Below are 22,127 nucleotides of genomic sequence, written 5' to 3'. Positions count from 1 at the left end.
TGGTGAGCGTACCGCCACTGATGGAGCTGATGCCCGCCAGGTTCGCCTGGTTGACCTTGAGCGTGCCGCCGATCGAGAAGGCCTCGATATTGGAGATCGCCGTCGAAAACGGAGCCGTGATGTCGAAGGCGCCGTTAAACACGACCGTGTCTTTTATTGGAAGATAGGAACCATCCTCATTGTAGCTGCCCGTGCCACCATCGATCAGGCTACCCGCCTGAAGCTGCGCGGCATTGTTCAGGACAAAGATATCCTGGTTGGCATCGGCCCCGTGCAGGGCATAGGTGCCATCGGCAAGATAATAGTAATTGTAGCCGCGGTCGGAATCGTAATCGTACGCTCCTCCCGCGTGGATGGTCGCAGCGCCGCTCGACAGATAATAGCGGTTGCGGCCGGCGTTGGCGTCCGAGATCGTGGCCTCGCCGGTCGAGAAATAATAGGTTGAGTCGTCGAAGCCGCTATCCGATCCATCAATGATCGCAGTGCCGCTCGACAAATGATAAAAGCCGCCATTGATGCCGTCCAGGTCGAGCGACACATTGCCCGAAGACAGATAGATCGACGTCTCGTTGCCGGAACCGCTGACACTCACCGAAACGTCCATCCCGTCGCGCAGGGTGAGCGCGGAGGGGCCGGAACCGCCCACATAGGTCAGCCGCACCTCATCGACGCCCGCCAGAACCGACGGCCCATTCAGGTCGAAGCTGCCATTCCCAAACAGCGCCAGAACGTCATAGCCACCCCCAAGGTCGATGCTGTCCGTGGGGTTCAGGCTCGGCGCCGTCGCATTCAGCGTNNGTTCAGGCTCGGCGCCGTCGATATAACCGTCGTATTGAGGATCGATGGTCCGAAATTGTCGGTTCCCCCCGTAAGGGCAGCGTGCTCCTGCACGGCGGGCGTAATGCTACCGACCTGGCTCAGAGCGGAATTCACCGCGGCATCAAGTCCGCTGCCAGTATATGTATTGACGACACTGCCGATTTGGCCGGCGTCATCTGCCGCCGCGGCTAAGGCATTGGATGCGTCACCCTGGGCAACGAAAGCCGTGGCAGTGGCGTTTGTGACCAATTGCGCAGGCGTTGAAGCGGTCGCAGCGTCATCCGCCAATGTCTGATTGCTGGCAACTACGACGTCTTCAAGGGCCTGAAGGAGATCGGCATCCAGAGCATTATTCGCTGCAGCGTCAGCGATCGCACCGATCGTCGACGAATTCGTCAGGTCTAGAACTTCCCCTGTGCCAAGACCCAATATCTGGTTTGCAAGAGCCGCAAAGACATCGGTTGCCGCGCCATCCTGGTCTCCGCCGGCGCCGGCAATTGCGGCCGCCATCATGCTGACGGTGTTCAGGACGGAAATGCCAGCAAGGAAGGGATCCGCGTTGTTCTGGAAAGCTGCCGTGATGGGATCGAGTGTCAGAAGATCGACTTGCGGTGCAAGGCCCAAGGCGGCAAGCACCCTTGCTTCGGCGGCTGCGACATCCAAATTTGAAGCCGGGTCGTTGACCAGAAGCGTGATCAACGTTGTCAACGGGCTAACGACCGCTGACCCCGATGGTGCCGTGAGATTTCCAGTCAGGCCTATATTGGTCGAAGTATCTGTTCCGCCAATGACAATAAGGTCTCCTGATCCCCCTTGTAGAACAAAGTGCCCGAAGTTGTCAGTAACTGCCGAATACTCGCCAAGGTTTAATTGACCGTTGCCGTCAGCGTCGGCAAACACAGTGGCGCCTGCTATGTAGCCATCAATGACATATCCCTCCTGAACGAGTGAGAAGACAAAGTCAGTTGCGATCGAGGAGTTGCCAGCAGCATCCGTCTGCCGGACCGCCAGGGAGTTCAGACCGAATTGAGGCGTGAACGTGCTCTGCCAGTGGGCGCCGCCATCGATGGAGTATTCGACCGTGGCACCGGTCTCAATACCCGTCACACTCAACGCGCCATTGTTTGTGACGTGATCGGTATTCGAGGCTCCACTATCAACGACCAGTGCTACTGCGGGTGCCGATGGCGCCAGCGTATCGACGATCAGAATCCCCGATGGGTTGGACGCAGCGCCGAAGACATTGGCGTTGTTGCCTGCTGCATCCGTGATGGTTGCGGAATTGAGATTGAGCGACGTGATAGCGAGATCGGAGGTATTCTGACCGGCGGCAACGGTGTATGTGAAAGCCAGTGTCGAGCTGCCCGAGCCGCTCAGATAGGTCGCTGTGCCACCACTGTTCAGGGTTAGAGTCGGTGTCACGCCCGAAACAAGAACAGCTTCCGAGAAGGTCACGGTAAGGGTCACCGCATCGCCAGCATTTAGCGATCCGCCGGGCGTACCGTAAGCAGTCGATGACACCGTTGGGGCCGTAGCATCGGTAATAATGTCGCTGGCAGTCAATGTCTCTGTAGTGGTTATCTTGATGACCACGTCTGCGATATGGTCGCCCGTCGTATCGACGTTGACGAAGGTGTTGCCTCCAGAAATGGAAGACCAGACGCCGTAATTGGACGGAGCCGCGCCGCTCCAGGTCAGGGCATGGCCGATCTGACTGACAAGGCCACGCAGGTCGATTTTGTCCTGCAAAGATACCGTTGCCGTCTCAGCCGCTGATGTGAAGCCATTAATGACATCGCCCGTTTTGCTGTTGAAAGCGCCGGCTGCGGTGGCCTGTGAGTCACTTACGGAATTTAGGACATAACGGTCGCCCCCGGCACCGCCATCTAGCTTGTCAGCACCGGCTCCGCCCACCAGCACATCAGCGCCTGCACCGCCGCTAAGCTCGTCATTCCCGGCTTCGCCAAACAGCTTGTCATTGCCGTCGTCGCCGCTCAACTTGTCATTGCCATCGCCGGCATGGATGACGTCGTTCCCGAGACCCCCTCGCAGATCGTCAGTACCGGAGCCGGTGGCGTTTGCCGTCTGCGTTCCGCCATAGATGATGTCGTCATCGACTCCGCCATCAACCAGGTCATTGCCGGACCCGCCGATCAGCAGGTCGTTTCCCGCCTCGCCGAATAGACTGTCATTGCCTTTGCCGCCATCGACCACGTCATTTCCGCCCCCGGCATGGACAATGTCCGCTCCAGTGGTTGTGCCTTTGGAATTCAGGAAAACCCAGTTGGCTCCGTCCCAGTAATAGGTTCCAAGCGCATTGATCCTCTCACTCAGAGATGTTCCGGCAATATTGGCCATGGCGGATCCCTCCTCCTCAAGGTAACTGGCGGCTGGAGCCTGACCAGCGATTGTCAAGGAGGATAAAGCGACGAACTTCTTCTAGCGTGAGCTAAAGGAACATGAGCGCAAGACGGCGAATGCCCGCTCCTCTGCTAAAGCGAGGCAAGGGAGCGCCACAGCCTGGGCGAGCAATTGCTTGACCAAGGATATGCCGCTGAGCAAAAAACCCAACAAGTCGCGCGGGTTAGCCGGGTTAGCCCGGCGCGGTATCCTCCCTTATTACCAATCTACACTGGTCCCCGTGCTAGCACGGTGTCAAACGTTAATAGAGGTTGCTAGCGTACCACCTTCGTACAGCGCGCGCCCACAGTAGGCGTAAGGAGATAGGCGCGCGCGCCTGCTTGGCCCACCCTGCGCGACAAGCGGCTGCCGAGGAAAGGGCAACGGTAGACCCACGGACTCTGACTTCGTTGGTGCTGGTTCGAATCCAGGCTTCCTTAGCCAATTATTTCGTGTCAGTTGGCCGCTTGGTTGGGAGTTTTGTTCTCCCTTCTAGTTGTGGCGTAGGCTGTCTAATATGGCCACGGATATTGAAGCGGCGGCCGGAATGCATGACCATTTCAGCCCACCGATTTGCCGCTGCCTGGAAGAAAAAGCTGTGCACCAAAAAACCACGATACGTGCGCCATGGTGGTAAAGTCGGCGATGTCTGGTTGTGGAGATGCGCCGGTCGAGCCGCGATCAGCGCTTCATCGAGTGCAGGATGGCCTGCATGTGCTCTTCAAGGTCGAGTTCACCCCGAGCCTCAGCGATCAACAGATAATCGGCCTTAGCCCGGCGGTCGCCTCGGCTGATTGCAGGATAGGAGCAGATGGCCAGCAATGCTTCCTGTTCAATCCGGTCTGCCCTCTTGCGTTCGTGGCTGCTGCTGCCGGCTTGATGAACAACCCTGTGAAGCCCGACATAGCTGGCTTCATGGGCTCCGATCAGCGCCTGCAATTCGGGCGAGGCACCTTCCCCTTCAGCAAACGTCGGTTCAACGACCGAGGCCACGGCGGCGAACGCAAGAAGTGTACGGCGGGTGACTTCGGGCATGCCTCATATCCCTGCTGTGTGATCATGCAGGCACACCATAGCACCGGCGCAACGGTTCGGAGAGATGCTCTGGGACGCGACCACACTGTCTGCTGACAAAATGTATTCGCTCCCGCAGCTCGCCCTCCTGGGGCTGGCCGGTTGAGGGCCCTGAAAACCGAAAGCGCGCAGCGTTGGGGCCTACCCCTCACCCCGCCTGCCGATTAACCCGGGGGCGGAGCGATCAGTGGGACGACAACATCGCCCGCCGGGTGCCTTCGCGCTGTCAACCGCACGCCAGCGGCAAGTGTGTCCTTAAGTCGCAACAACTGGCTCCCGAAAGCAGGCCCCCGGGCTTCATTGACGCTGCGACCAACACCATATGGTGATCCATAGCCCTCCAAAACGAGAGAAGCTCGCCCCGACGCTGTCGCACTGCGGCCGTCAGCCGGTAGTGGCCATGAACTAGGAACCTGAAAACCATGCCTGAAAACATCAGACCAACTTCGAGAGACGTCCCCCTCATTCAGCTAGGCGTCTATCAGTGCCGCTTCCCGGTGAGCGAAGACCCATCAGTACCCGGCGGTTACCGTTTTTGTGCCGGGCCAACTTCGCCGGATCGCGTCTATTGCGATCACCACCACGGCATCGTGACCGCCGTCGACCCTCGTCGAACCCGTTCAGGTCTCCTCCCCGCTCAACGACGCGCCGCATAGGTTACGTTTTGGTGGGTTAAGTCCTTCGCGCGCTGGCGGTGGGTCTGTTACGTCGGCCCCTCAAATCTCTTTTGCAATTCGGCGACCCAATTTCAGTCAACGAAGCGCGGCTTGTCAGACTTGAGGACGGCCTCAGTGAAGTCGGGCATGTCCAGACCTTGGCGCACCTGGGCATCAAGAGCCTGCTCGGCCGCCCTGACGGCGGGCAAGCCGCGCCAGCACTGTCTCAGCCGCCAGGCGTGGCACCACGGCGACGCCATCGCGGTCGCCGATCAGTATGTCTCCCGGCGAGATAGTCACTCCTCCCAACACCACCGGAAATCCGATAGTGCCTGGACCATCGCGCGCCGGCGAGTTCGCGATGATCCTGGCGCAGTAAACCGGCAGCCCGACAGCTTCGATTCCGACAACATCGCGGACGAGGCCGTCCGTGATGAAGACGCGAAAATGGCGGAAATCAAGCTCGGAAAGTGCCGACACTGAGGTAGCGCCCCAACGTCCGCCCATCTCTGTGCTATATTGCAATTTCAACGCGCACAGGAAGTGTGTGCCGAACACGGGCTGGAGCCTGAAGTACCGCCGCGCTTTCGTTACTGGATTGACCACGCGAGGAGGATCAAGCATGTCTGACCGCGCCGACGTAGGCCCTCTGCAACTGGGCGAACGAGCGCCCAATTTCGTACTCGACGCAATTACTCGCGAGGGCAAGATAGCTATCGACGATTTCCGCGGCGAGAAGCCAGTGCTGGTTGGGCTGTATCGAGGTCTGCATTGTCCGTTTTGCAGGCGTCATATCGCGACGGTTTCGCTGCTCACACCAGCCCTTAACGCAAAGGGCATCGAAACCCTCACGGTGGTGAACACGCCCATCGAGCGGGCGCGCCTTTATCTCCGGTACCATCCGATGGTTGGTTTGCTTGCTGCATCCGATCCGGAGCGCGTTTCACACCGCGCCTTTGGATTGCCCAATATGCAGATCACCGAAGACGAGAGCGCATGGCCGCAAAAGGCTTCGATGAGCGATGTGAAGGCGATGCGGCTCAACGTGCCGGGCGAAATGCCTGAGCCGATGGATCCGTTTGCCACGCTCGAATATCTGAACAAAAAAGACAATTACGATATCACTGAAGCGGACCAGCAAATGATGGCGACCGGCGTGGGCCAGCTCATGGGCCAGTTCCTGCTCGACCGCAACGGCGTCGTTCGCTGGACGTTCTCCGAGGTTTTCGATGGCGGCTTGGGCGCCCACCCGAACTCTGAGGCGATGATGTCGGTCGCGTCGCATATTGGTCAGTAGCGGCGCAGTGCGCTGAGCGGGTGCACGGTTAGCAGGACAGGTCGCTGACCGCTTCGTACGTTAGCCACTGATGCGTAGTCGCAGTAATGGAAGGTGGCGAGATAGCCGGGGGGGCCGCGCATGAACTCCTGTTGATGGGTCCAAGCTCTGCAATCGGCCATGGAGGCCATGGGTTTCACGTGGGGGAGCCTGATTAGCTCCCCCTGGTTGGTCAGAAGGATTGTGACAGCGATGGCGGTGAACATGGCCCGGTCATCCATCGACTTAAGGCTGGCGATACAATAACCGCCTGGGTTGGGACGGACGTCGTCCGGGGCAACCTCGTTGACATGGTCAGGGCCGCAGAATCTCGCGATGCGGGGATCCGCTTCTGCGGCCGATTGCGTCGCCAAAAGAAGAGTGAGAGCCATGATGAGCTTGGTGCGATTCATGGTGTCCTCCGTCCCATCCGGTGCTGCTGGAAAGCGACGGCCGAATGGGCTATGCTAGGAAGCGCGCCAAGAGGGTGAAATGTCCCGAAAGGCTCCTGAAATTGACCCGAAATCTGCTGAAACGATAGCGTTTCGCGGTTTTGCCTTCCTGACGAAAAGCAAAGAACTCCGAACCGTCGAAGGCAAAGCGGTCAATCTTCGCAGCCAGTCCGTCGAGGTGCTCTCCGTGCTCGCGGCGCGACCAGGCGAAATCGTGTCCAAGGATGCGATAATGCAGGCGGTGTGGCCCGATACCTTCGTGACCGAAGACAGCCTCACTCAATGCATTGCCGATATTCGCCGCGCATTGGGGGATGACGCCCACGTGATCGTCGAAACCGTCCCAAAGAGAGGCTACCGACTGAATGCCGATCCGTCGGACGCGGCGGACCCAAACGCCGCAGCCGGCACGGAACGTGCCAAGATACGATTCTCGCAGCGCGGCTTCATTCTTGCTGCACTCGCTCTCGTTGCGGCAGCGATCGGCGCGTACTACGGCGCGGAAGCATGGCGAGCCGCTCCCGTTCGTTCGAGCGACATGCCCAGGATTGCGATCCTTCCCTTCGACGACATGAGTGCCGGTCCGGACAAGGGATATCTCAGCGATGCAGTTGCCGAGGGGATCATCACCGAGCTGGCGCGGAGCAAGACTTATGCCGTCATCGCCCGGAACTCGAGCTTCAAGTACCGCGGTAAGCCGATCGACGCCAGACAGATTGGAGATGAGCTCGGCGTCGACTACCTGCTCGAAGGCAGCCAGCAGAAGATCGGAGACCGGCTGAAAGTGTCCGCCCAGTTGCTGAATGCGCATGACGGATCGCATGTCTGGGCCAACACCTACAACCGGGAGATCGGCGATCTTTTCGTCGTCCAGGAGGAGATCATCCGCACGCTTGCGGCTCGGGTCGGGCAAAGGATCGAGCGACCCTTGCCACAGAGCGACGCCGCCCGGGTTAGCGCGCTCATTTATCTCCTGATGGGGTCTGCCGCGAACGAAAAGGATTTTTCTGCCGCGGGGAACGAATTGCTGCGGCAGTTCAGCCTCAAGGCGATTGAAGCGGATCCGAACTCCCAATTCGGCTATATCGGGCTGGCTTGGTCCTATCGCTTTGACTCGGTATTCTGGCACAAGCAGGAAAACAATCCCGACGAGGCGTTGAAGCGGGCCGCAGAGTACGCCGACAAGGCCATCCTGCTCGCTCCGGACGATGCCAACGCGCATCAAATCCGCGCCCAAATCCATAGTGAAGCCGGAGAGATCGAGCAGGCCATTGCGCAGTTCGATCAGGGGATCGCCCTGAACCCCAGCGCCTCGAATATCCTCGAGGGCAGTGCGGCCCCGCTGCTCCTTGCCGGCCGCACCGACGAAGCGATCGATCGGATCGAGCAGGCCAAAGGCATCGATCCCTTCTACCCCGACTGGTACAACTGGGACATGGGCTGGGCGCTCTATGAAAAGAACGATTGCGGGGCTGCGCTAACGGCGATGCGGAAAATGTCCCCAATCCCGATCGGCGCACACCGAATGCTTGCGGGGATCTACGCTTGTCTGGGAAACCAGCGGGAGGCAAAGGAAGCGCTTGCGGTTTTCCTCAAAGACTCGCCCGGCGACTCCATCAGCAAACAACGCAAGCAGTGGGAGAAGAATTGGACCGCCCCCGGAAGCCTCGACCGCTGGATCAAAGACATGCGGATCGCGGGCTTGCCGGAGTGACGGCTGACCGTATGCGGCCCGGCGGAAGTCCGATTGGCCGCATAAAAACCGTTGAAGCCTTTATGTCGTGGCGGTGGTTGCCCTCAAAACAAGATCATCCTTGACAGGAATATTGGGTGCGGGAAAGTCGGCAATGGGGCCGACTTGCGCCATGGTGCGCTCGCACCCGAACTTCTGGAACCGGCCCGACGGCTGCCGTTCATCGGCGATGCCTCGAACTTCCGCAGGTGGCGCTAGTTGCTCGTTCGGATCGACGAGACGAATGGCAACACTCCAGCCGAACCGGACTCTCTCGCAGCCATTGGCGACCGCATGCTGATTGAGTTTTGACCCAAGAGCGGTTCACCGTTTCATGGAAACGCCGAACCGCTCTATCTCTTTGTTTTCAGGCAATTCCAGACGGAAAACCGTTTCACATTTTTCCTGGAATTGCTCTAGCGGGTGCCCTTGCATCGCCCACCTTCGATTTTCCTGAATGCCGCACTCCAAACCAGCGTCAACAACTACAGTCCGCCCCTTCCCCACCAAAATTCTTCTGGGCGAAGTTCAGCGCGCTGCTGTAGCTCGTATAACTCTGGAACTGGCAGACGTCGGAGCCGTTCCGCACCTTCATCTGCTCGACATCCCAGAACGAGACCTCGATGCGGTCGTCGGCGCAATAGACCGTGTAGCGTTCCGGTTCCAGCGCTCGGGCTTTCTGCACGGACACGGAAACGGCCGGGATGCAATGGCATCCGGCGAGCGCTCAGCTCCAGCCCGCATCGTCTCCCTGGATTGTCCGGAGGTTCGTGGACAAGCGGAACGTGACCCTGATTCCTGTTGGGAACCAGGGTTGCACTGGGCAAGCTTTTCGGAAACGATTGTGGACGAGGGATTGTGGAAGAGAGATTGAAATTGCCCGCTTTCTCAATGGCCGTTAGACAACTGGACTCATGAACGATGTTTTCCACCACACGCTAGTCCATCCGATCGGGAGCGAAGCTCGCCCCTTGCCGTTCGGCAAGAAGGACGCCCAATGGAACCCGGAGATGGTGGTGACGTGTCGCCGCCTGATTGCCGCATACAAGGCGACCATGCTGCAGGAGAGCCGGCTCAAGCAAATCACGGACGATGACCTCTGGTCCGCATTGATGCGTGACAATCTCGGTCAGATGTTCAGCCTCATTCACGCCGAGGATGCGGAGCAACTGTCGCGCTATCTGGTCGATTTCGGCAAGGAATACACCTGGTTCGGCGGAATTACGACGGGAATAGACGGCTATACGTATTGGGATCGCGACGAGCAGTTTGTTGCGTACAGCTATTTCGACAAGTTGCTCTGCCTGGGTGAGGCGCTCGGCGTCCTGTCGGTGGAAAGCCCCGAACAGGGGACGGACGGGAAATGGGGCAAGAATAGTCTCCAGGATCCCGACGAGATCCTGGACGCCATAGAAGCTCAACTCGGCATACACATCATCCCGCCTGAGGGGCCGGTTCATGTCGCCGGTCTGAAAATCAGGGATGGCCTGCTCCACTACAGGCACATCAACGCACTCTATCTGGCAACCCGGATCCGAGACATTGCCGCACCCGAAGACCGGATTTGCGAATTTGGCGGAGGGCTCGGGCTTGCTGCATTCTACCTGAACCGGATGGGCCGCAAGGACGTTACGATCTTCGACCTTCCAATTGTGAACGTCCTGTCGGGTTACTTCTTGATCGGAACCCTCGGCCAGGAAGCCGTTTGCCTTGAAGGCGAGCCCTCGCGCAGCGACGCCATCAAACTGAGAGCGAACTGGAATTGCTCCAATGAAGCAGACGGCACCTTCCGGGTCACCGCCAACCAGGATTCATTTCCGGAAATCAATCGCCGCATCTTTGACGAATATGTGCAACAGATAAAGCGCATCACATCGGGCTTCTTCCTCAGCATCAATCATGAGGGCGAGCAACTCATCGCTGGCGGCGCGCGGCTTCTTCACGTATCAAAGCTGCTGGGTGCAGATCGGAGTTTTGTTCGCACCTACAGGAGCCCCTACTGGCTCCGCAGGGGCTATGTGGAAGAACTGTATCGGATTGAAAGCGACACATCGGCGGATATTACCTGACTGACGGGCTCTCCCGGCCAGGTATCGATGCGGCGCACCTTGTGCGATCGTCAAATCGAATGATCGCAAGTCTTAAGGGTCGCAAGTCTCCAGGGTGAGGGAACAAACCGGCTTGCCGGTGAGTTTCTGTCCGGCAAAACCTTGAGGGAAAGCCATGTCCAGATTTCTGCTGGCGACCAGCGTCGCCATTCTTCTCGCCGGTGGGCCGGCCTTTGCCGCGGACGATGCTCCGCTGCCGCAGCCCAATGCCAAGAAATTGTCGGAGATCATCGCCAAGGTCGAACAGCGCGACGGCTTTCGCTATGTGAAAGAGGTCGACTGGGATAGCGGCGCCTACACCGTCACCTACTACACGTCGGACAAGGCAAAGGTCGAAATCACCTACGATCCCGTGACGGCCGAGCCAAAATAAGGGACGCCGGCAGACGACGGGTTCGCCCCAAATTGTCCATCCTTGGCGTATGATATCCAGGTCAAGGCGCTGGCGGCGCCTTGGGCAATTTCTGTTGGCTTGGGGGCATGCATGCGATCTTCCGCTCGAACCTGTTTTCTGCTCGTGCTCGCCCTCAATCTGGCCGGCGCCATCCTTGGCTCCGTTCCGGCGCGGGCCGACGGGCCATCCTTCGACTGCCGCAAGGCGCGTCTGTCGGCGGAAAAGGCGATCTGTGCCGATCCGCAGCTGTCGGCCATCGATCTGCTGATCTCAAAGGCCTTCAAGGATTTCGAGCCGGCATTCGGCGGCGACAAGCGCATGATCGCCCGCGGGCTGATTGCCGACCGCAATGCTTGCGGGGGCGACACGGCCTGCATCGTCAGCGCGCTGAACAACGCGCTGCAAACCTATGGCGATGCGCAGTCATGGGTGCAGGATTACAACATCGCGCTGATCGGCAAGAAGGCGCTGGAAGCCGCCGCGCGCAACCCGGCAGGGACTGACCAGCCCCTGCCCTCGAGAATCGGGCAATGCGCGTCCACCCATATCGAGACGCTCACCACACGGCTTGGCGACGACCCGCTGGAAACGGCCGGTCCCGAGGCGGGCAGTGCCGCGACGTTCACAAATGGCGGCACCGCCGTCTCCTACGATCGCGAGCCGGGCCTGGCTGCCTCGAAGGTCGGCGAACCGGTCGAGATGTGCCTGATCTCGATTCCCAGGGATTGCCCCAGGGACGATGAGCGCGGCCGGGTCTATTATTCGCTGGACCGGGTCGCAAAAGGCAGCTGGGCCCTGCCGGATTCGCAGCATTTGTGCGGCGGCGCCTGAACCTGCCAAGGGGCGCCTCCCCTTGCGCCAGTCTCGCTTTGATGGCTGACTGTCGCGCTAGGCGCCGCATTGGGGGATGGGCATGGCGACGGCGAAGCATGTACTGAAGCGCATATTGATGATGTTAGCCGGCTACTTCGTGTCGGTGCTGGTCGGCCTGATCGCCATCGCGGTCATCTACGCCGCGCTCAGTTCCTTGCCCAACGCGCCCGACTATTTCGACGTCATGGGCGTTTCGCCGATCGCGGTCCTGCTGGTGCCGCCGCTCGGCATGTTCGTCTATTTCCTGACGATTGTGGTGACCGCACTGCAGACGCTCATCTTCGCGCTGATCGCCGAGTTCTTCTCGTTGCGCAATGTCCTGCTGCACATGGTCTTCGGCGCCGCCGCCGCGGTCGGCGGCTTCGCCCTGATCTGGCCGAGTGCGCCGGAGGACATGGACCCGCAGCGCTGGGCCGACATCGGCATCATTGCCTCTGCCGGCCTTGTCGCCGGGTTGCTCTATTGGCTGATCGCCGGGCGGGACGCCGGCTTCCGGCGACCGCTGTCGGAGCGTTAGAGGCCGAGAGGTTTCTGCCTCAACTCGAAGGCGAACGCACCGCCTCGGTGGCGTCCAGGGCCTGCTTCAGCCGCGAGTCGCGGTCATAGACGTCGTCGAAATATTCGACCTTGCCGGACAAATCAGGCCATGCGGTGAAATAGGCGACATAGACCGGGATCGTGCGTGTCACATTCTCGGTCGAGTGGCCGTGTTTCAGCTTCTCGGCGATATAGTCCACCGAGGTGCCGAGCACCGCCGCCGCCATGCCGCGCGGATCCTGCAGCCGCACGCAGCCATGGCTGAGCGCGCGCATGTCACGCTGGAAGAAGGATTTCTGCGGCGTGTCGTGCATGTAGATCGCGTGCTTGTTGGGGAACAGGATCTTCAGCTCGCCCAGCGCATTGGCCTCGCTCGGCTGCTGGCGCACGCTGTAGGGGATGTTGGCGCCATAGGCGCCCCAATTGACCGCCGACGAAGGAATGCGCTTGCCGCGCGAATCGGTCACCTCGTAGCCGGCCCGGTCGAGATAGCCGGGATCGTTGCGCAATCTGGGCAGCATTTCGTTGACGATGATCGACTGCGGCACACCCCAATAGGGATGGAAATCGACCTGCTTGATCTGGTCGTAGAAGAAGGCGGTCTGGTTGGTGGTCCGGCCGACGACCACACGCGTCTTCAGCTTTTCCTCGCCATTGTCGATATAGCTCGCGGTGAAGGCCGGCTGGTTGATGAAGACACGCGGGCTGCCGAGATCGGAAGGCAGCCAGCGCAGTTCCTCCAGCGCCACTTCCACCTTCAGCAGCTTGTCGGCCTTGGATGTTCCGGCCAGCGTCGCGACGGTGCGCGGCCCGATGACGCCATCGCCCTTCATGCCTGCCTTCTGCTGCACGGCCTTGATGACCGGAATCAGTTCCGGGTCATAGACTTCGCTGGTGGCCAGCCTGGACAGGATCTCGCCATAGGCGCCGCCCGTCTCGTCATCGAGATTGCGCGCGATCAGGGTCAGCAGCTTCGGCAGTTCGGGGCTGGTTTCGCCGGGCTTCAGCAGCAGCTTGGGGTCGACGACGATTTCGTTTTCCGCACTGGCCTGCAGGGATTCCAGTTCGACGCGCAGCGCCTGGTATTCCGCATTCTGCGGATGCCGCGATTCGAGATAGGTGCGCACTTCCTGGGTATGCGCCAGCGTCTTCAGCACGCCTTGCAAGTCGAGCGGCTTGGCCGGGAAATCATAGTAGCCGGTCATGCGGTTGGGCTCGACGCGGCCGTTCTGGGCGTCGTGGGCATAGCGCAGCACGCGCGCCGAAAGCGCCATCTCGAAGCGGACGAGCTCTTTCAGTTGCGCATTGGGGTCGGCCGTCGATGTGCCGGCAGCGGGCACCTCGACCGTATAGTCGGCGGGCGTGAGGCCATAGCTTTCAGCCTCGCCAAGGACGCGCACCGCATCCTGCGCACGGCTGTTGAGGCTGGTTCCGGTCACCCAGATGAAATCCGGATTGGCCGAGTAAAAGGCGATCAGCGCCTTGGCGATGTCGGGCTCGGCGTAGAGTTCGTAGTCACCCAAGCTGGCAACCGCATCACGAAACGCGGCACCCGTGGCTGACGGAACGAAGGCAGCGTCCTGCGGGGTCGCCGGCTGCGGCGCTGCAGTCAGCGCCGAGAAGTCGATGCGGACCAGCCGATCGGCCTTGTAGGTGTAGTAGGACGGGCTGCTGATTTTCACGCCGCCGCCGGCGCCGGCCGGGGCTTTTGGCTTGTGCTTCGGTGGCGGGGGCGGAAACTCGCCTTGCGGCGCGCGCTTGACGCCGCCGCCGAAAAGCATGTCGAAGAGCCCCTGCGCGCCTGCCTGAGGCACACCGAAAGCGAGCGTCGCCGTGATCGCCATCAGCGGCATCACGGTTGCTTTGTTTCCGAGGAATTTCATGGATCACCCGCTCCGGCCGCAACCGGTTCCCGTTCCGCACGCTAGATCGTCCCGCTCACCGCATGGCGGATGTAAGGCGCGACTATACTGATTCATACCGATTTCGTTAAGCTTTCATAAATTTTGGAACGCCTGTTGCAGAACGGTTTCACAACATCGTGACGCTGGAGCGGGGTGTTTCCGCTCCAGCCGCGAAATCCATTGCGGATCAGGCGTTGGCGCCGCCATCGATGGTCAGCGCGGCGCCAGTGACGAAACGGCCTTCCGGCCCTGCCAGCCAGGCGACCATGCCGGCGATGTCCTCGGCCTTGCCGAAGCGAGGCGTTGCCATCTTCTGGCGCTGGTGTTCGGCATGCGGGCCGTTAGCCGGGTTCATGTCGGTGTCGGTCGAACCGGGGTGAACGACATTGGCGGTGATGCCGCGTGGGCCGAGGTCGCGCGCCAGCGCCTTGGTCAGGCCGACCAGCGCCGCCTTGCTGGTCGAATAGGCGCCAAGACTGGTGTCGGTGACCCGTTCGGCAAGATTGCTGCCGATCGAGATGATTCTGCCGCCCTCGCCCATATGCGCGGCCGCTGCCTTCGAGGCGATGAACGGAGCTCTGAGATTGACCTCCATGGTTTCATCGAAATCGGCGAGCGACAGCGTATCGATCGGCGCGGCGCGCCAGATACCGGCGCTGTTGACCAGGATGTCGAGTCGCCCGAATGCGGTCACGGCGTCATCGACGGCCTTGTCTATGGCCACGGCATCGCGGTTGTCGGCCTTGATCGCAATGGCGCGGCCACCCTTGGCCTCAATGTCAGCGACAACAGCGCGGGCCTGCTCCTCACCATGCACATAAGTCAGCGCGACACTGGCGCCGTCGGCCGCGAGCCGTCGTGCGATCGCCGCACCGATGCCGCGACTGCCGCCGGTGACGAGCGCGGCCTTGCCGCCCAGTTGATTGGATGACATCGATTTCTCCTTTTTGTAATGATCGATACATAAATATCTGTCAGCCTTGCCCGTCGGCGTCAACTGAATTATGTATCGATCAACACAGAAAAGAGCGTCATGTCGGAACGAGGCCGCCCCCGCACCTTCGATCGAACCTTAGCATTGCGCTGCGCGATGGAGGTCTTTTGGGCCCGTGGCTACGAAGGCGCATCGATGAGCGAGCTGACCGCCGCCATGGGCATCAACTCGCCCAGCCTCTATGCCGCCTTCGGCAGCAAGGAGGCGCTGTTCCTGGAGGCGACGGAGCTTTATTCGCGCACCGAAGGGGCAGATATCTGGCTGGCGCTGGAGGAAGCACCGACAGCGCGGCTGGCGATCGAACAATTCTTGTGCCTGACGGCGAAAGCCTATGCGCAGACCGATCGCCCGCAGGGCTGCCTGATCGCACTCGGCGCGCTGCATCAGGACTCGAGCCGCGGCGCCATCTGCGACGATCTGCGCCGCCGTCGCGCCGAAAACCATAGCGCCCTGCAAAAGCGTCTCGAGCGCGGTGTTGCCGAAGGCGAACTGCCGGCGGATTTCGACTGCGGCGCCGCCGCGACCTTCTTCGCCACGGTTCAGCACGGCATGTCGATCCAGGCCCGCGACGGTGCATCGCACGCTGCCCTGCTGGCAACCGTGGCCGGGGCCATGGCTGCCTGGAAGACAATGGCCGGCATCGTGGCGGCGTGACAAACGCCGGCTGTTGTGCTCGAAATCCGGACTTGCCAGCAACGCTGGGGGCCAGCAAGGCCGGGAGGGATGAGAGCGTGAAAAAGGGTTATCGCGAACTGCTCGACGAGGCGAACGCCGAGATCGAGGTGGTTTCGCCGGAGGAAGCAGCCGGGCTGCTCGACGATGAGGACACCATCTTCGTCGATCTGCGCGACCCTCGCGAGGTGGAACGCGACGGCAGGATTCCCGGCGCCAAACATGTCACGCGCGGCATGCTGGAATTCTGGATCGATCCCGAAAGCCCTTACCACAAGCCGTTCTTCGCCTCGGGAAAGAGCTTTGTCTTTTTCTGCGCCGGCGGCTGGCGCTCGGCGCTGGCCACCAAGACGGCGCAGGACATGGGGCTTTCGCCGGTCAAGCACATCCTTGGCGGCTACACCGCCTGGAAGGCGGCCGGACTGCCGGTCGAACCCGGCGAGAAGAAGAAATAGCCTCGATCGACGCTCAATGCAGCAGCGACGGCTCGCGATGCGTCACGAAGTCGACGGCGCGTTCGACCACACCCTTGTCCGCGAGAATACGGCGGTGGCCGAGCCCATCAGCCCAGTAAAGCCGAACATGGCCGCCGGCGCCGGCATAGCGCCTTGCATGATCGGCCGAGACTTCGCGGTCGTCCGGGGCGTGGATGACCAGGGTCGGCACCGGCGCGTGGGCAAGCTGGCGGTCGCCGGTGAATTCGTGCAGCGGCCGGCCGGAAAGATGTTCGACACGGTCGGCCATGGCGGCCTGCGAGCGCGGGCCGACATTGAGCATGCGGCTGAAGTCGGCAAAGATCGCCGGCAGGGAACTTGGCGCCGCGATCAGCACCAGTCGTCCGGCCGCCAGCGGCGGGATGTTCTTGACCGAACCGGCGATGGCATTGGCGGCGACGGCGCCGCCGAAGGAATGACCGACCGCCGCCACGAACGGGCCGAACCATTCGCCGGCGACCCGCACCGCATCCACGGCATTGACCATGTTCAAGCGCCGGCCCTGCGACTGGCCGTGGCCAGGCAGGTCAAGCGAAACGACCCTGTAGCCGGCGGCACGATAGCCTTCGATCAGCACGCGCATGTATTCGGTGCGCGAGCGCCAGCCATGGACGACAAGCACCGTGCCGGCGACTGCCCTGCCCGGCTCCGGGCGGAACTCGTGCACCATGACGCAGCCGGTCGCGGTCTTCAGCCGGTGATGACGCGCCTCGGTCATGAACTCGGCAGCGCGATCGATGGCGCGGCGTTCGCCGTCGCTGAGCGCCTTGACGCTCGGCGTGCGGCAGAACAATTCGAACGCCGCGCGCCCGGTCAGGCGTGGCGCGACACGCTCGGCCGCACCAAACACGCCCCGGATGACCTTCAGCCCGAATGATGCCATAGTGAGAATCCATCCATACGTTCAAGCATGAACATAATAGTTCAAAGATGAACAATAAACAAGAGCTACCTTGGGACAACCCGCGTTTTCGCAACTGGGTCGCGGTGGCGCGCGCCTGCCATGTGCTGGAGCGCACGCTGGCGATAAAACTCGCGCCGCTCGACCTGAAGCCGGCGCAGCTCGACGTGCTGATGAACCTCTATCGCCACCCCGGCATGTCGCAGCACGACCTTGCCCGCAAGCTGCTCGTTGGCCGCTCCAACATCACCATGCTTTTGCCGCAGCTCGAAGCGCGCGGCCTGTTGCGCCGCGAAGGCGACGAGAAGGACAAGCGCATCTTGCGTCTCGCACTCACCGAGGCCGGCGAGGCGCTGCTGATGCAGGCGCTGAAAGTGCATATGGCGCTGATCGAGAAGGCGATGAGCCAGTCGACGCCGGAACAGTGCGACATGATCGGCGAGCAGATGCGCAAGATCTATGAGGTGCTGAAGGAGGCTTAGCCACCCTTTCAGCCCTGAGCTTACCACATCGTCTTCTTCGCCCGCTCCGGCCATTCCTTGTCGTAGGTCTCGCCGTCGATGGTCTTGCGGCTGGTGATTTCCAGGATCTGTCCGGGCGTCGGCAGCGACTTCGGGTCGACGTGCCTTGCCGGGTTCCAGAGTTCGGAGCGGACGATGGCGCGGGCGCATTGGAAGTAGACCGAATCGATGTCGACGACGGTTACCGATCGCGCCGCCTTGCCGTCCACCATGAATGACGCACACAGCGCTGTGTCCGTGGTGATATGAGCGCGGCCATTGACGCGCAGCGTCGTGCCGGAGCCCGGCACCAGGAACAGCAGGCCGACGCGCGGGTCGCGGATGATGTTTCTGAGCGAATCGGCGCGGTTGTTGCCGCGACGGTCCGGCATCATCAGCGTCTTCGGATCGTGGATGCGCACGAAGCCGGCGAGATCGCCGCGCGGCGAGCAATCCAGCCCCTCCGGCCCGCCGGTCGCCAGCGCGACGAAGGGCGAGGCTTCGATGAAGGCGGCATATTCTGGAATGACGTGGTCGAGTTCCTTGACCAGAGAGGCCTCGCCAGGGACGCCATAGAGCGCCTCGAGCTGCTCGACCGTGGTGATGACGGACATCTTTTTCGTCTCCAAACCTTTGCCGGCGTTACCCCACATCGATGACGCTTTGACGACAATGTCGGGATAGCTTAGCGGTCCCGGCTCAAGCCCTTTTCCGCGAGCTCGGCGAGATAGGCGTCCCAGCGTGCATCCTTCTCGTGGCCGAGCGTGTGCAGGTAATTCCAGGTGAAGATACCGGTGTCGTGGAAATCGTCGAAGGTGATGCGGACAGCATAGTTGCCGACCGGCTCGATCTTCAGGATCGCCACATTGCGCTTGCCGGGAACCGTCACCCGCTGTTCGGGCGAATGGCCCTGCACCTCGGCCGATGGCGAGGCGACGCGCAGCAGTTCCGCCGGCAATTCGAACGGCCGATGGTCGGGAAAGGTGACGGACAGCAGTTTGCGGTCCTTCGAGACCCTGAGTTCTTTCGGTGCGGTCATGCTGTGCGATCCCGTATCATCCACCCTTCCCTACGCCGCTTCGCCAAACGGGAAAAGACCTGATAAGCCGACCGACATGCGATGTCGGCTGAGGGATGTTACCAAAGATCGAGAAGCGGTATCTTGAATGAACGGCCGGATCGTATCACATAGCGGTATATAACGACGCCGTTCAGGGCCACGGGAAGCGTTTGAAGCATGGACATGATCGACCCCTTTGGTCGCACGATCAGCTATCTCAGAGTGTCGGTCACCGACCGCTGCGATTTCCGTTGCACCTATTGCATGGCCGAGGACATGGCCTTTCTGCCGAAGAAAGACCTGCTGTCACTGGAAGAACTCGACCGGCTCTGCACGGTCTTCATCGAAAAGGGCGTCAGGAGATTGCGCCTCACCGGCGGTGAGCCGCTGGTTCGCAAGAACATCATGCATCTGGTGCGCCAGTTGTCGCGGCATCTCGAGAGCGGCGCGCTGGAAGAACTGACGCTGACCACCAACGGCTCGCAACTGTCGCGCTTTGCCGCCGAACTCGCCGATTGCGGCGTCAAGCGCATCAACGTGTCCCTGGACACGCTCGATGCCGACAAATTCCACAAAATCACCCGCTGGGGCCATCTCGACAAGGTCATGCAAGGCATCGATGCCGCGCAGGCGGCCGGGCTGAAGGTCAAGCTCAACGCGGTGGCGCTGAAGGATTTCAACGACGCCGAACTGCCCGAGATGATGCGCTGGGCGCATGGCCGCGGCATGGACCTGACGGTCATCGAAACCATGCCGATGGGCGAGATCGAGGGCGACCGCACGGACCAGTATTTGCCGCTGTCGCTGCTGCGCGCGGCGCTGGAACGCCAGTTCACGCTGACCGACATTCCCTTCAAGACCGGCGGCCCGGCGCGCTACGTCCATGTCGGTGAGACCGGCGGGCGGCTCGGCTTCATCACGCCGATGACGCACAATTTCTGCGAAAGCTGCAACCGCGTCCGGCTGACCTGTACCGGCACGCTCTATATGTGCCTCGGCCAGGAAGATGCCGCTGACCTGCGCGCACCGTTGCGGGCCTCCGAAGGCAACGAACTGGTCGCCGCGGCAATAGATGAAGCGATCGGCCGCAAGCCGAAAGGCCATGACTTCATCATCGACCGCCGCACCAGCCGCCCATCGGTGTCGCGCCACATGAGCGTCACCGGCGGCTGACCTTCCCGCCGATCTGTGCAAGAATTGCCGTGCGGTCATCGACTTCGGGGCAAGACATGCGGCAGCTCTTTTCAATCGGGACGTTTTTCGCTGCGCTCGCGGCGAGCACCGCAATTGCCGCGCCGTTCACCTATGTGAACGAGCGCTTCGGCACCGTCTGCACCTTTCCCGACGATGTCTTCACAGATCGCCAGCCCGAGCCCGACAATGGCGACGGACAGCAATGGCTGAGTGCCGATGGTGCCAGCCTGATCTGCTCGGGCATCCTCAACGTCGACGACGATACGCCGAAAGGCTTTGTCGCGGCGGAGAAGGCGAGCAAGGAGCCGGGCTACAAGGTCACCTACAGCAAGGCCGGAAAGGACTGGGCAGTGCTGTCCGGCTTGAAGGATGGGAAGGTCTTCTACGAGCGGCGCCTGTTCGGTGGGGATGGCGTCATCCGCACGGTCTGGGTCGACTACCCGCCGGCCCTGAAGTCGAAATACGACCCGCTGGTCGGCGCCATCGCCGGCAGTCTCAAGGGGCCATGACGGTTTCGGACCACACCCCAGAAAAAGTCTTGTTCGCGAACCGCAGCCGGATTTACGGCCAGCTTGTTCCAGCCTAGCCTTCCCTGTAAGCGGCTCTTCGCTCACAGGGGGAATACACCATGCGCAAACTCATTCTTTCTCTTGCACTGCTGGGCCTCGCCGCCCTGCCCGCGGCGGCCCAGTCGATCGGCGGCACCTATACCGTCGCCGGCACCAATTTCGATGGATCGCCCTATGGCGGCGAGGCAACCATCGCGCTGACCAGCGGAACGACCTGCACGATCCACTGGGAGACGGGCGGCTCATCTTCCGATGGCATCTGCATGCGCAACGATGACGCCTTCTCCGCCGGCTATGTCATGGGCAAGGATATCGGCCTCGTCGTCTACAAGATGATGGACGACGGCTCGCTGCATGGTCTGTGGACGATCGCCGGCAAGGAAGGCAATGGCACCGAGGTGCTGACGCCGAAGAAGTAAGTTCTGCCGCCATTGCAGGCGATCTTCTGGGCCACAAACAAGGCTGTGGCCCAGCCCTTTGCTGTTGCTGTTTCATGCCCGGCTGTTACAGGCTTGCTGCAAAGCGGAACCGGTAATCGTCTTGCCCCTGTCTCCAAATCTTCGCGGCGCGTTGTTCATGATGGTGGCGATGGCCGGCTTTACGCTCAACGACGCCATTACCAAATACTCGTCGCAATCGATGAACATGGCGCAGGTCATGTTGATCCGTGGGGCTTTCGCTTCGCTTTTCGTCGGCTTGCTCGCCTGGCAGCGCGGCGCGCTCTCCCGCCCGGGTTCGATGCTGCAGCCGCTGGTGGCCTTGCGCGTGATCAGCGAGGCCGGCGCCACGGTGAGTTTTCTCGTCGCCCTCGCCCATTTGCCGATCGCCAATGTTTCGGCGGTGCTGCAGGCGCTGCCGCTGGCGGTGACGATGGGGGCGGCACTTGTCTTCGGCGAGGCTGTCGGATGGCGACGTTGGCTGGCCATCGCCATCGGATTTGCCGGCGTGCTGATCATCGTACGGCCGGGCTTCGAAGGGTTCAGCATCTACTCGCTGTCGGCGCTGGCCAGCGTCGCCTGTTGTGCGGTGCGCGATCTCGCCACCAAGCGGATTCCCAAGGCCATTCCGACATTGCTGGTGTCGACCGCGACCGCGCTTGCCATGACAATTGTCGGCGCGGTGCTGTTGTCGCCGATGGGAGGCTGGACACCGATGACGGGCAACAGCACGGCCTTGTTGGCCCTGGCTGCTGTCCTGGTGCTGATCGGCTACCAGTTCATCATCATGGCGATGCGGGCGGGCGACATCTCCTTCATCGCGCCGTTCCGCTACACGGCGCTGATCTGGTCGATCCTGCTTGGCCTGTTCATCTTCGCCGATATTCCCGATCTGCCGATGATCGTCGGCGCCACCATCATCATCGGCTCCGGCCTCTATGCGCTCTACCGCGAGCGGATCGTCGGCCGGCGAAAGATCGTCGCCGAAAGCACCGGGCCGACCATGGTGCCCGACGGAATCTAGCCAGGTCATTTGAAGGTT

25 protein-coding genes and 1 tRNA gene are annotated in these 22,127 nt (G+C 61.2%); 15 read left to right on the top strand and 11 right to left on the bottom strand.

Going from position 1 to position 22,127, the window contains the following annotated elements:
* Both FCU66_RS13870 and FCU66_RS13865 read right to left on the bottom strand, forming a co-directional pair.
* Positions 1 to 661 (bottom strand): hypothetical protein (locus tag FCU66_RS13870; RefSeq protein WP_136625417.1); only part of this gene is annotated, 661 nt, incomplete at its 3' end.
* Between the two features lie 128 nt (positions 662 to 789).
* Entirely contained in the window at positions 790 to 3,177 is a 2,388-nt protein-coding gene (locus tag FCU66_RS13865) for a beta strand repeat-containing protein (protein WP_136625416.1), read from the bottom strand.
* A 412-nt stretch (positions 3,178 to 3,589) separates the two neighbouring features.
* On the opposite strand from FCU66_RS13865, the gene FCU66_RS13860 reads away from it, so the two are divergent.
* A tRNA-Gln gene (locus FCU66_RS13860) sits at positions 3,590 to 3,663 on the top strand.
* A 237-nt stretch (positions 3,664 to 3,900) separates the two neighbouring features.
* On the opposite strand, the gene FCU66_RS13855 is transcribed toward FCU66_RS13860, so the two are convergent.
* Positions 3,901 to 4,254 carry a hypothetical protein gene (locus FCU66_RS13855; RefSeq protein ID WP_136622571.1) on the bottom strand — a complete coding sequence of 118 codons (354 nt, stop codon included), beginning with the start codon at positions 4,252 to 4,254 and terminating at the stop codon, positions 3,901 to 3,903.
* 461 nt (positions 4,255 to 4,715) lie between these two features.
* On the opposite strand from FCU66_RS13855, the gene FCU66_RS42805 reads away from it, so the two are divergent.
* Entirely contained in the window at positions 4,716 to 4,949 is a 234-nt protein-coding gene (locus FCU66_RS42805) for a GcrA family cell cycle regulator (RefSeq protein WP_136622572.1), read from the top strand.
* Between the two features lie 174 nt (positions 4,950 to 5,123).
* Here the strand turns inward: FCU66_RS42805 and FCU66_RS13845 are convergent, their stop codons facing one another.
* The gene (locus FCU66_RS13845; RefSeq protein ID WP_136622573.1) at positions 5,124 to 5,573 is read right to left on the bottom strand and encodes an RraA family protein; all 450 of its coding nucleotides are present in this window, start codon (positions 5,571 to 5,573) and stop codon (positions 5,124 to 5,126) included.
* On the opposite strand from FCU66_RS13845, the gene FCU66_RS13840 reads away from it, so the two are divergent.
* On the top strand, positions 5,572 to 6,246 hold the full coding sequence (locus FCU66_RS13840; RefSeq protein ID WP_136622574.1) for a peroxiredoxin-like family protein: 675 nt from the start codon (positions 5,572 to 5,574) through the stop codon (positions 6,244 to 6,246). The two genes, FCU66_RS13845 and FCU66_RS13840, sit on opposite strands and share 2 nt — an antisense overlap.
* Here the strand turns inward: FCU66_RS13840 and FCU66_RS13835 are convergent.
* Positions 6,240 to 6,677 carry a hypothetical protein gene (locus FCU66_RS13835; RefSeq protein ID WP_136622575.1) on the bottom strand — a complete coding sequence of 146 codons (438 nt, stop codon included), beginning with the start codon at positions 6,675 to 6,677 and terminating at the stop codon, positions 6,240 to 6,242. The genes FCU66_RS13840 and FCU66_RS13835 overlap by 7 nt on opposite strands.
* Before the next feature lie 79 nt (positions 6,678 to 6,756).
* Between FCU66_RS13835 and FCU66_RS13830 the strand changes: the two genes are divergently transcribed.
* Positions 6,757 to 8,430, top strand: a complete 1,674-nt coding sequence (locus tag FCU66_RS13830; protein ID WP_136622576.1) for a winged helix-turn-helix domain-containing tetratricopeptide repeat protein — start codon at positions 6,757 to 6,759, stop codon at positions 8,428 to 8,430.
* 496 nt (positions 8,431 to 8,926) lie between these two features.
* On the opposite strand, the gene FCU66_RS13825 is transcribed toward FCU66_RS13830, so the two are convergent.
* Positions 8,927 to 9,139, bottom strand: a complete 213-nt coding sequence (locus FCU66_RS13825; RefSeq protein ID WP_136622577.1) for a hypothetical protein — start codon at positions 9,137 to 9,139, stop codon at positions 8,927 to 8,929.
* A 223-nt stretch (positions 9,140 to 9,362) separates the two neighbouring features.
* Here FCU66_RS13825 and FCU66_RS13820 point away from each other — a divergent pair, with 223 nt between their 5' ends.
* From FCU66_RS13820 to FCU66_RS13805, 4 genes are all read left to right on the top strand, one after another.
* Positions 9,363 to 10,517: a hypothetical protein gene (locus FCU66_RS13820; protein ID WP_136622578.1), complete on the top strand. Its 1,155-nt coding sequence runs from the start codon at positions 9,363 to 9,365 to the stop codon at positions 10,515 to 10,517.
* A gap of 154 nt (positions 10,518 to 10,671) precedes the next feature.
* Positions 10,672 to 10,929 carry a PepSY domain-containing protein gene (locus FCU66_RS13815; RefSeq protein WP_136622579.1) on the top strand — a complete coding sequence of 86 codons (258 nt, stop codon included), beginning with the start codon at positions 10,672 to 10,674 and terminating at the stop codon, positions 10,927 to 10,929.
* Positions 10,930 to 11,040: 111 nt separating this feature from the next.
* Complete coding sequence (locus tag FCU66_RS13810; protein WP_246093890.1) at positions 11,041 to 11,781, top strand: lysozyme inhibitor LprI family protein; 741 nt, start codon at positions 11,041 to 11,043, stop codon at positions 11,779 to 11,781.
* 76 nt (positions 11,782 to 11,857) lie between these two features.
* Positions 11,858 to 12,340, top strand: a complete 483-nt coding sequence (locus tag FCU66_RS13805) for a hypothetical protein (protein WP_168992218.1) — start codon at positions 11,858 to 11,860, stop codon at positions 12,338 to 12,340.
* 19 nt (positions 12,341 to 12,359) lie between these two features.
* Here FCU66_RS13805 and FCU66_RS13800 read toward each other — a convergent pair whose 3' ends face one another.
* Both FCU66_RS13800 and FCU66_RS13795 read right to left on the bottom strand, forming a co-directional pair.
* Positions 12,360 to 14,243 (bottom strand): L,D-transpeptidase family protein, encoded by a 1,884-nt coding sequence (locus FCU66_RS13800; protein WP_136622581.1) that lies wholly within the window; start codon positions 14,241 to 14,243, stop codon positions 12,360 to 12,362.
* Between the two features lie 208 nt (positions 14,244 to 14,451).
* Positions 14,452 to 15,198: a 3-oxoacyl-ACP reductase family protein gene (locus tag FCU66_RS13795; RefSeq protein WP_136622582.1), complete on the bottom strand. Its 747-nt coding sequence runs from the start codon at positions 15,196 to 15,198 to the stop codon at positions 14,452 to 14,454.
* A gap of 99 nt (positions 15,199 to 15,297) precedes the next feature.
* Between FCU66_RS13795 and FCU66_RS13790 the strand changes: the two genes are divergently transcribed.
* Together FCU66_RS13790 and FCU66_RS13785 are read left to right on the top strand one after the other, a co-directional pair.
* Positions 15,298 to 15,912: a TetR/AcrR family transcriptional regulator gene (locus FCU66_RS13790; RefSeq protein WP_136622583.1), complete on the top strand. Its 615-nt coding sequence runs from the start codon at positions 15,298 to 15,300 to the stop codon at positions 15,910 to 15,912.
* Positions 15,913 to 15,989: 77 nt separating this feature from the next.
* A complete protein-coding gene (locus FCU66_RS13785) occupies positions 15,990 to 16,385 on the top strand; it encodes a rhodanese-like domain-containing protein (RefSeq protein ID WP_056587731.1) in 396 nt (131 codons plus the stop codon).
* A gap of 13 nt (positions 16,386 to 16,398) precedes the next feature.
* On the opposite strand, the gene FCU66_RS13780 is transcribed toward FCU66_RS13785, so the two are convergent.
* Positions 16,399 to 17,307, bottom strand: coding sequence for an alpha/beta hydrolase (locus tag FCU66_RS13780; RefSeq protein ID WP_136622584.1), 909 nt, complete (start codon positions 17,305 to 17,307; stop codon positions 16,399 to 16,401).
* Between the two features lie 47 nt (positions 17,308 to 17,354).
* On the opposite strand from FCU66_RS13780, the gene FCU66_RS13775 reads away from it, so the two are divergent.
* Complete coding sequence (locus FCU66_RS13775) at positions 17,355 to 17,807, top strand: MarR family winged helix-turn-helix transcriptional regulator (RefSeq protein WP_136622585.1); 453 nt, start codon at positions 17,355 to 17,357, stop codon at positions 17,805 to 17,807.
* Between the two features lie 20 nt (positions 17,808 to 17,827).
* Here FCU66_RS13775 and FCU66_RS13770 read toward each other — a convergent pair whose 3' ends face one another.
* Positions 17,828 to 18,439 carry a pyridoxamine 5'-phosphate oxidase family protein gene (locus FCU66_RS13770; RefSeq protein WP_136622586.1) on the bottom strand — a complete coding sequence of 204 codons (612 nt, stop codon included), beginning with the start codon at positions 18,437 to 18,439 and terminating at the stop codon, positions 17,828 to 17,830.
* 71 nt (positions 18,440 to 18,510) lie between these two features.
* Entirely contained in the window at positions 18,511 to 18,864 is a 354-nt protein-coding gene (locus tag FCU66_RS13765) for a gamma-butyrobetaine hydroxylase family protein (RefSeq protein WP_109671237.1), read from the bottom strand.
* A gap of 198 nt (positions 18,865 to 19,062) precedes the next feature.
* On the opposite strand from FCU66_RS13765, the gene moaA reads away from it, so the two are divergent.
* From moaA to FCU66_RS13745, 4 genes are all read left to right on the top strand, one after another.
* A complete protein-coding gene (moaA, locus tag FCU66_RS13760; RefSeq protein WP_136622587.1) occupies positions 19,063 to 20,058 on the top strand; it encodes a GTP 3',8-cyclase MoaA in 996 nt (331 codons plus the stop codon).
* A gap of 56 nt (positions 20,059 to 20,114) precedes the next feature.
* Positions 20,115 to 20,588: a hypothetical protein gene (locus FCU66_RS13755; RefSeq protein ID WP_136622588.1), complete on the top strand. Its 474-nt coding sequence runs from the start codon at positions 20,115 to 20,117 to the stop codon at positions 20,586 to 20,588.
* Positions 20,589 to 20,707: 119 nt separating this feature from the next.
* A complete protein-coding gene (locus tag FCU66_RS13750) occupies positions 20,708 to 21,067 on the top strand; it encodes a hypothetical protein (protein ID WP_136622589.1) in 360 nt (119 codons plus the stop codon).
* Between the two features lie 121 nt (positions 21,068 to 21,188).
* Entirely contained in the window at positions 21,189 to 22,109 is a 921-nt protein-coding gene (locus tag FCU66_RS13745) for a DMT family transporter (protein WP_136622590.1), read from the top strand.
* The last annotated feature ends 18 nt before the right edge of the window (positions 22,110 to 22,127 follow it).

The organism is Mesorhizobium norvegicum, assembly GCF_004919685.1.
GTDB lineage: Bacteria > Pseudomonadota > Alphaproteobacteria > Rhizobiales > Rhizobiaceae > Mesorhizobium > Mesorhizobium norvegicum.
This window is presented reverse-complemented; position numbering and strand designations above follow the sequence as displayed.

Coding starts and splice junctions, on each gene's coding strand:
- FCU66_RS13855 (WP_136622571.1), bottom strand. CDS start 4,254: ATGCCCGAAGTCACCCGCCGTACACTTCTTGCGTTCGCCGCCGTGGCC.
- FCU66_RS42805 (WP_136622572.1), top strand. CDS start 4,716: ATGCCTGAAAACATCAGACCAACTTCGAGAGACGTCCCCCTCATTCAG.
- FCU66_RS13840 (WP_136622574.1), top strand. CDS start 5,572: ATGTCTGACCGCGCCGACGTAGGCCCTCTGCAACTGGGCGAACGAGCG.
- FCU66_RS13845 (WP_136622573.1), bottom strand. CDS start 5,573: ATGCTTGATCCTCCTCGCGTGGTCAATCCAGTAACGAAAGCGCGGCGG.
- FCU66_RS13835 (WP_136622575.1), bottom strand. CDS start 6,677: ATGAATCGCACCAAGCTCATCATGGCTCTCACTCTTCTTTTGGCGACG.
- FCU66_RS13830 (WP_136622576.1), top strand. CDS start 6,757: ATGTCCCGAAAGGCTCCTGAAATTGACCCGAAATCTGCTGAAACGATA.
- FCU66_RS13820 (WP_136622578.1), top strand. CDS start 9,363: ATGAACGATGTTTTCCACCACACGCTAGTCCATCCGATCGGGAGCGAA.
- FCU66_RS13815 (WP_136622579.1), top strand. CDS start 10,672: ATGTCCAGATTTCTGCTGGCGACCAGCGTCGCCATTCTTCTCGCCGGT.
- FCU66_RS13810 (WP_246093890.1), top strand. CDS start 11,041: ATGCGATCTTCCGCTCGAACCTGTTTTCTGCTCGTGCTCGCCCTCAAT.
- FCU66_RS13805 (WP_168992218.1), top strand. CDS start 11,858: ATGGGCATGGCGACGGCGAAGCATGTACTGAAGCGCATATTGATGATG.
- FCU66_RS13800 (WP_136622581.1), bottom strand. CDS start 14,243: ATGAAATTCCTCGGAAACAAAGCAACCGTGATGCCGCTGATGGCGATC.
- FCU66_RS13795 (WP_136622582.1), bottom strand. CDS start 15,198: ATGTCATCCAATCAACTGGGCGGCAAGGCCGCGCTCGTCACCGGCGGC.
- FCU66_RS13790 (WP_136622583.1), top strand. CDS start 15,298: ATGTCGGAACGAGGCCGCCCCCGCACCTTCGATCGAACCTTAGCATTG.
- FCU66_RS13780 (WP_136622584.1), bottom strand. CDS start 17,307: ATGGCATCATTCGGGCTGAAGGTCATCCGGGGCGTGTTTGGTGCGGCC.
- FCU66_RS13775 (WP_136622585.1), top strand. CDS start 17,355: ATGAACAATAAACAAGAGCTACCTTGGGACAACCCGCGTTTTCGCAAC.
- FCU66_RS13770 (WP_136622586.1), bottom strand. CDS start 18,439: ATGTCCGTCATCACCACGGTCGAGCAGCTCGAGGCGCTCTATGGCGTC.
- FCU66_RS13765 (WP_109671237.1), bottom strand. CDS start 18,864: ATGACCGCACCGAAAGAACTCAGGGTCTCGAAGGACCGCAAACTGCTG.
- moaA (WP_136622587.1), top strand. CDS start 19,063: ATGGACATGATCGACCCCTTTGGTCGCACGATCAGCTATCTCAGAGTG.
- FCU66_RS13755 (WP_136622588.1), top strand. CDS start 20,115: ATGCGGCAGCTCTTTTCAATCGGGACGTTTTTCGCTGCGCTCGCGGCG.
- FCU66_RS13750 (WP_136622589.1), top strand. CDS start 20,708: ATGCGCAAACTCATTCTTTCTCTTGCACTGCTGGGCCTCGCCGCCCTG.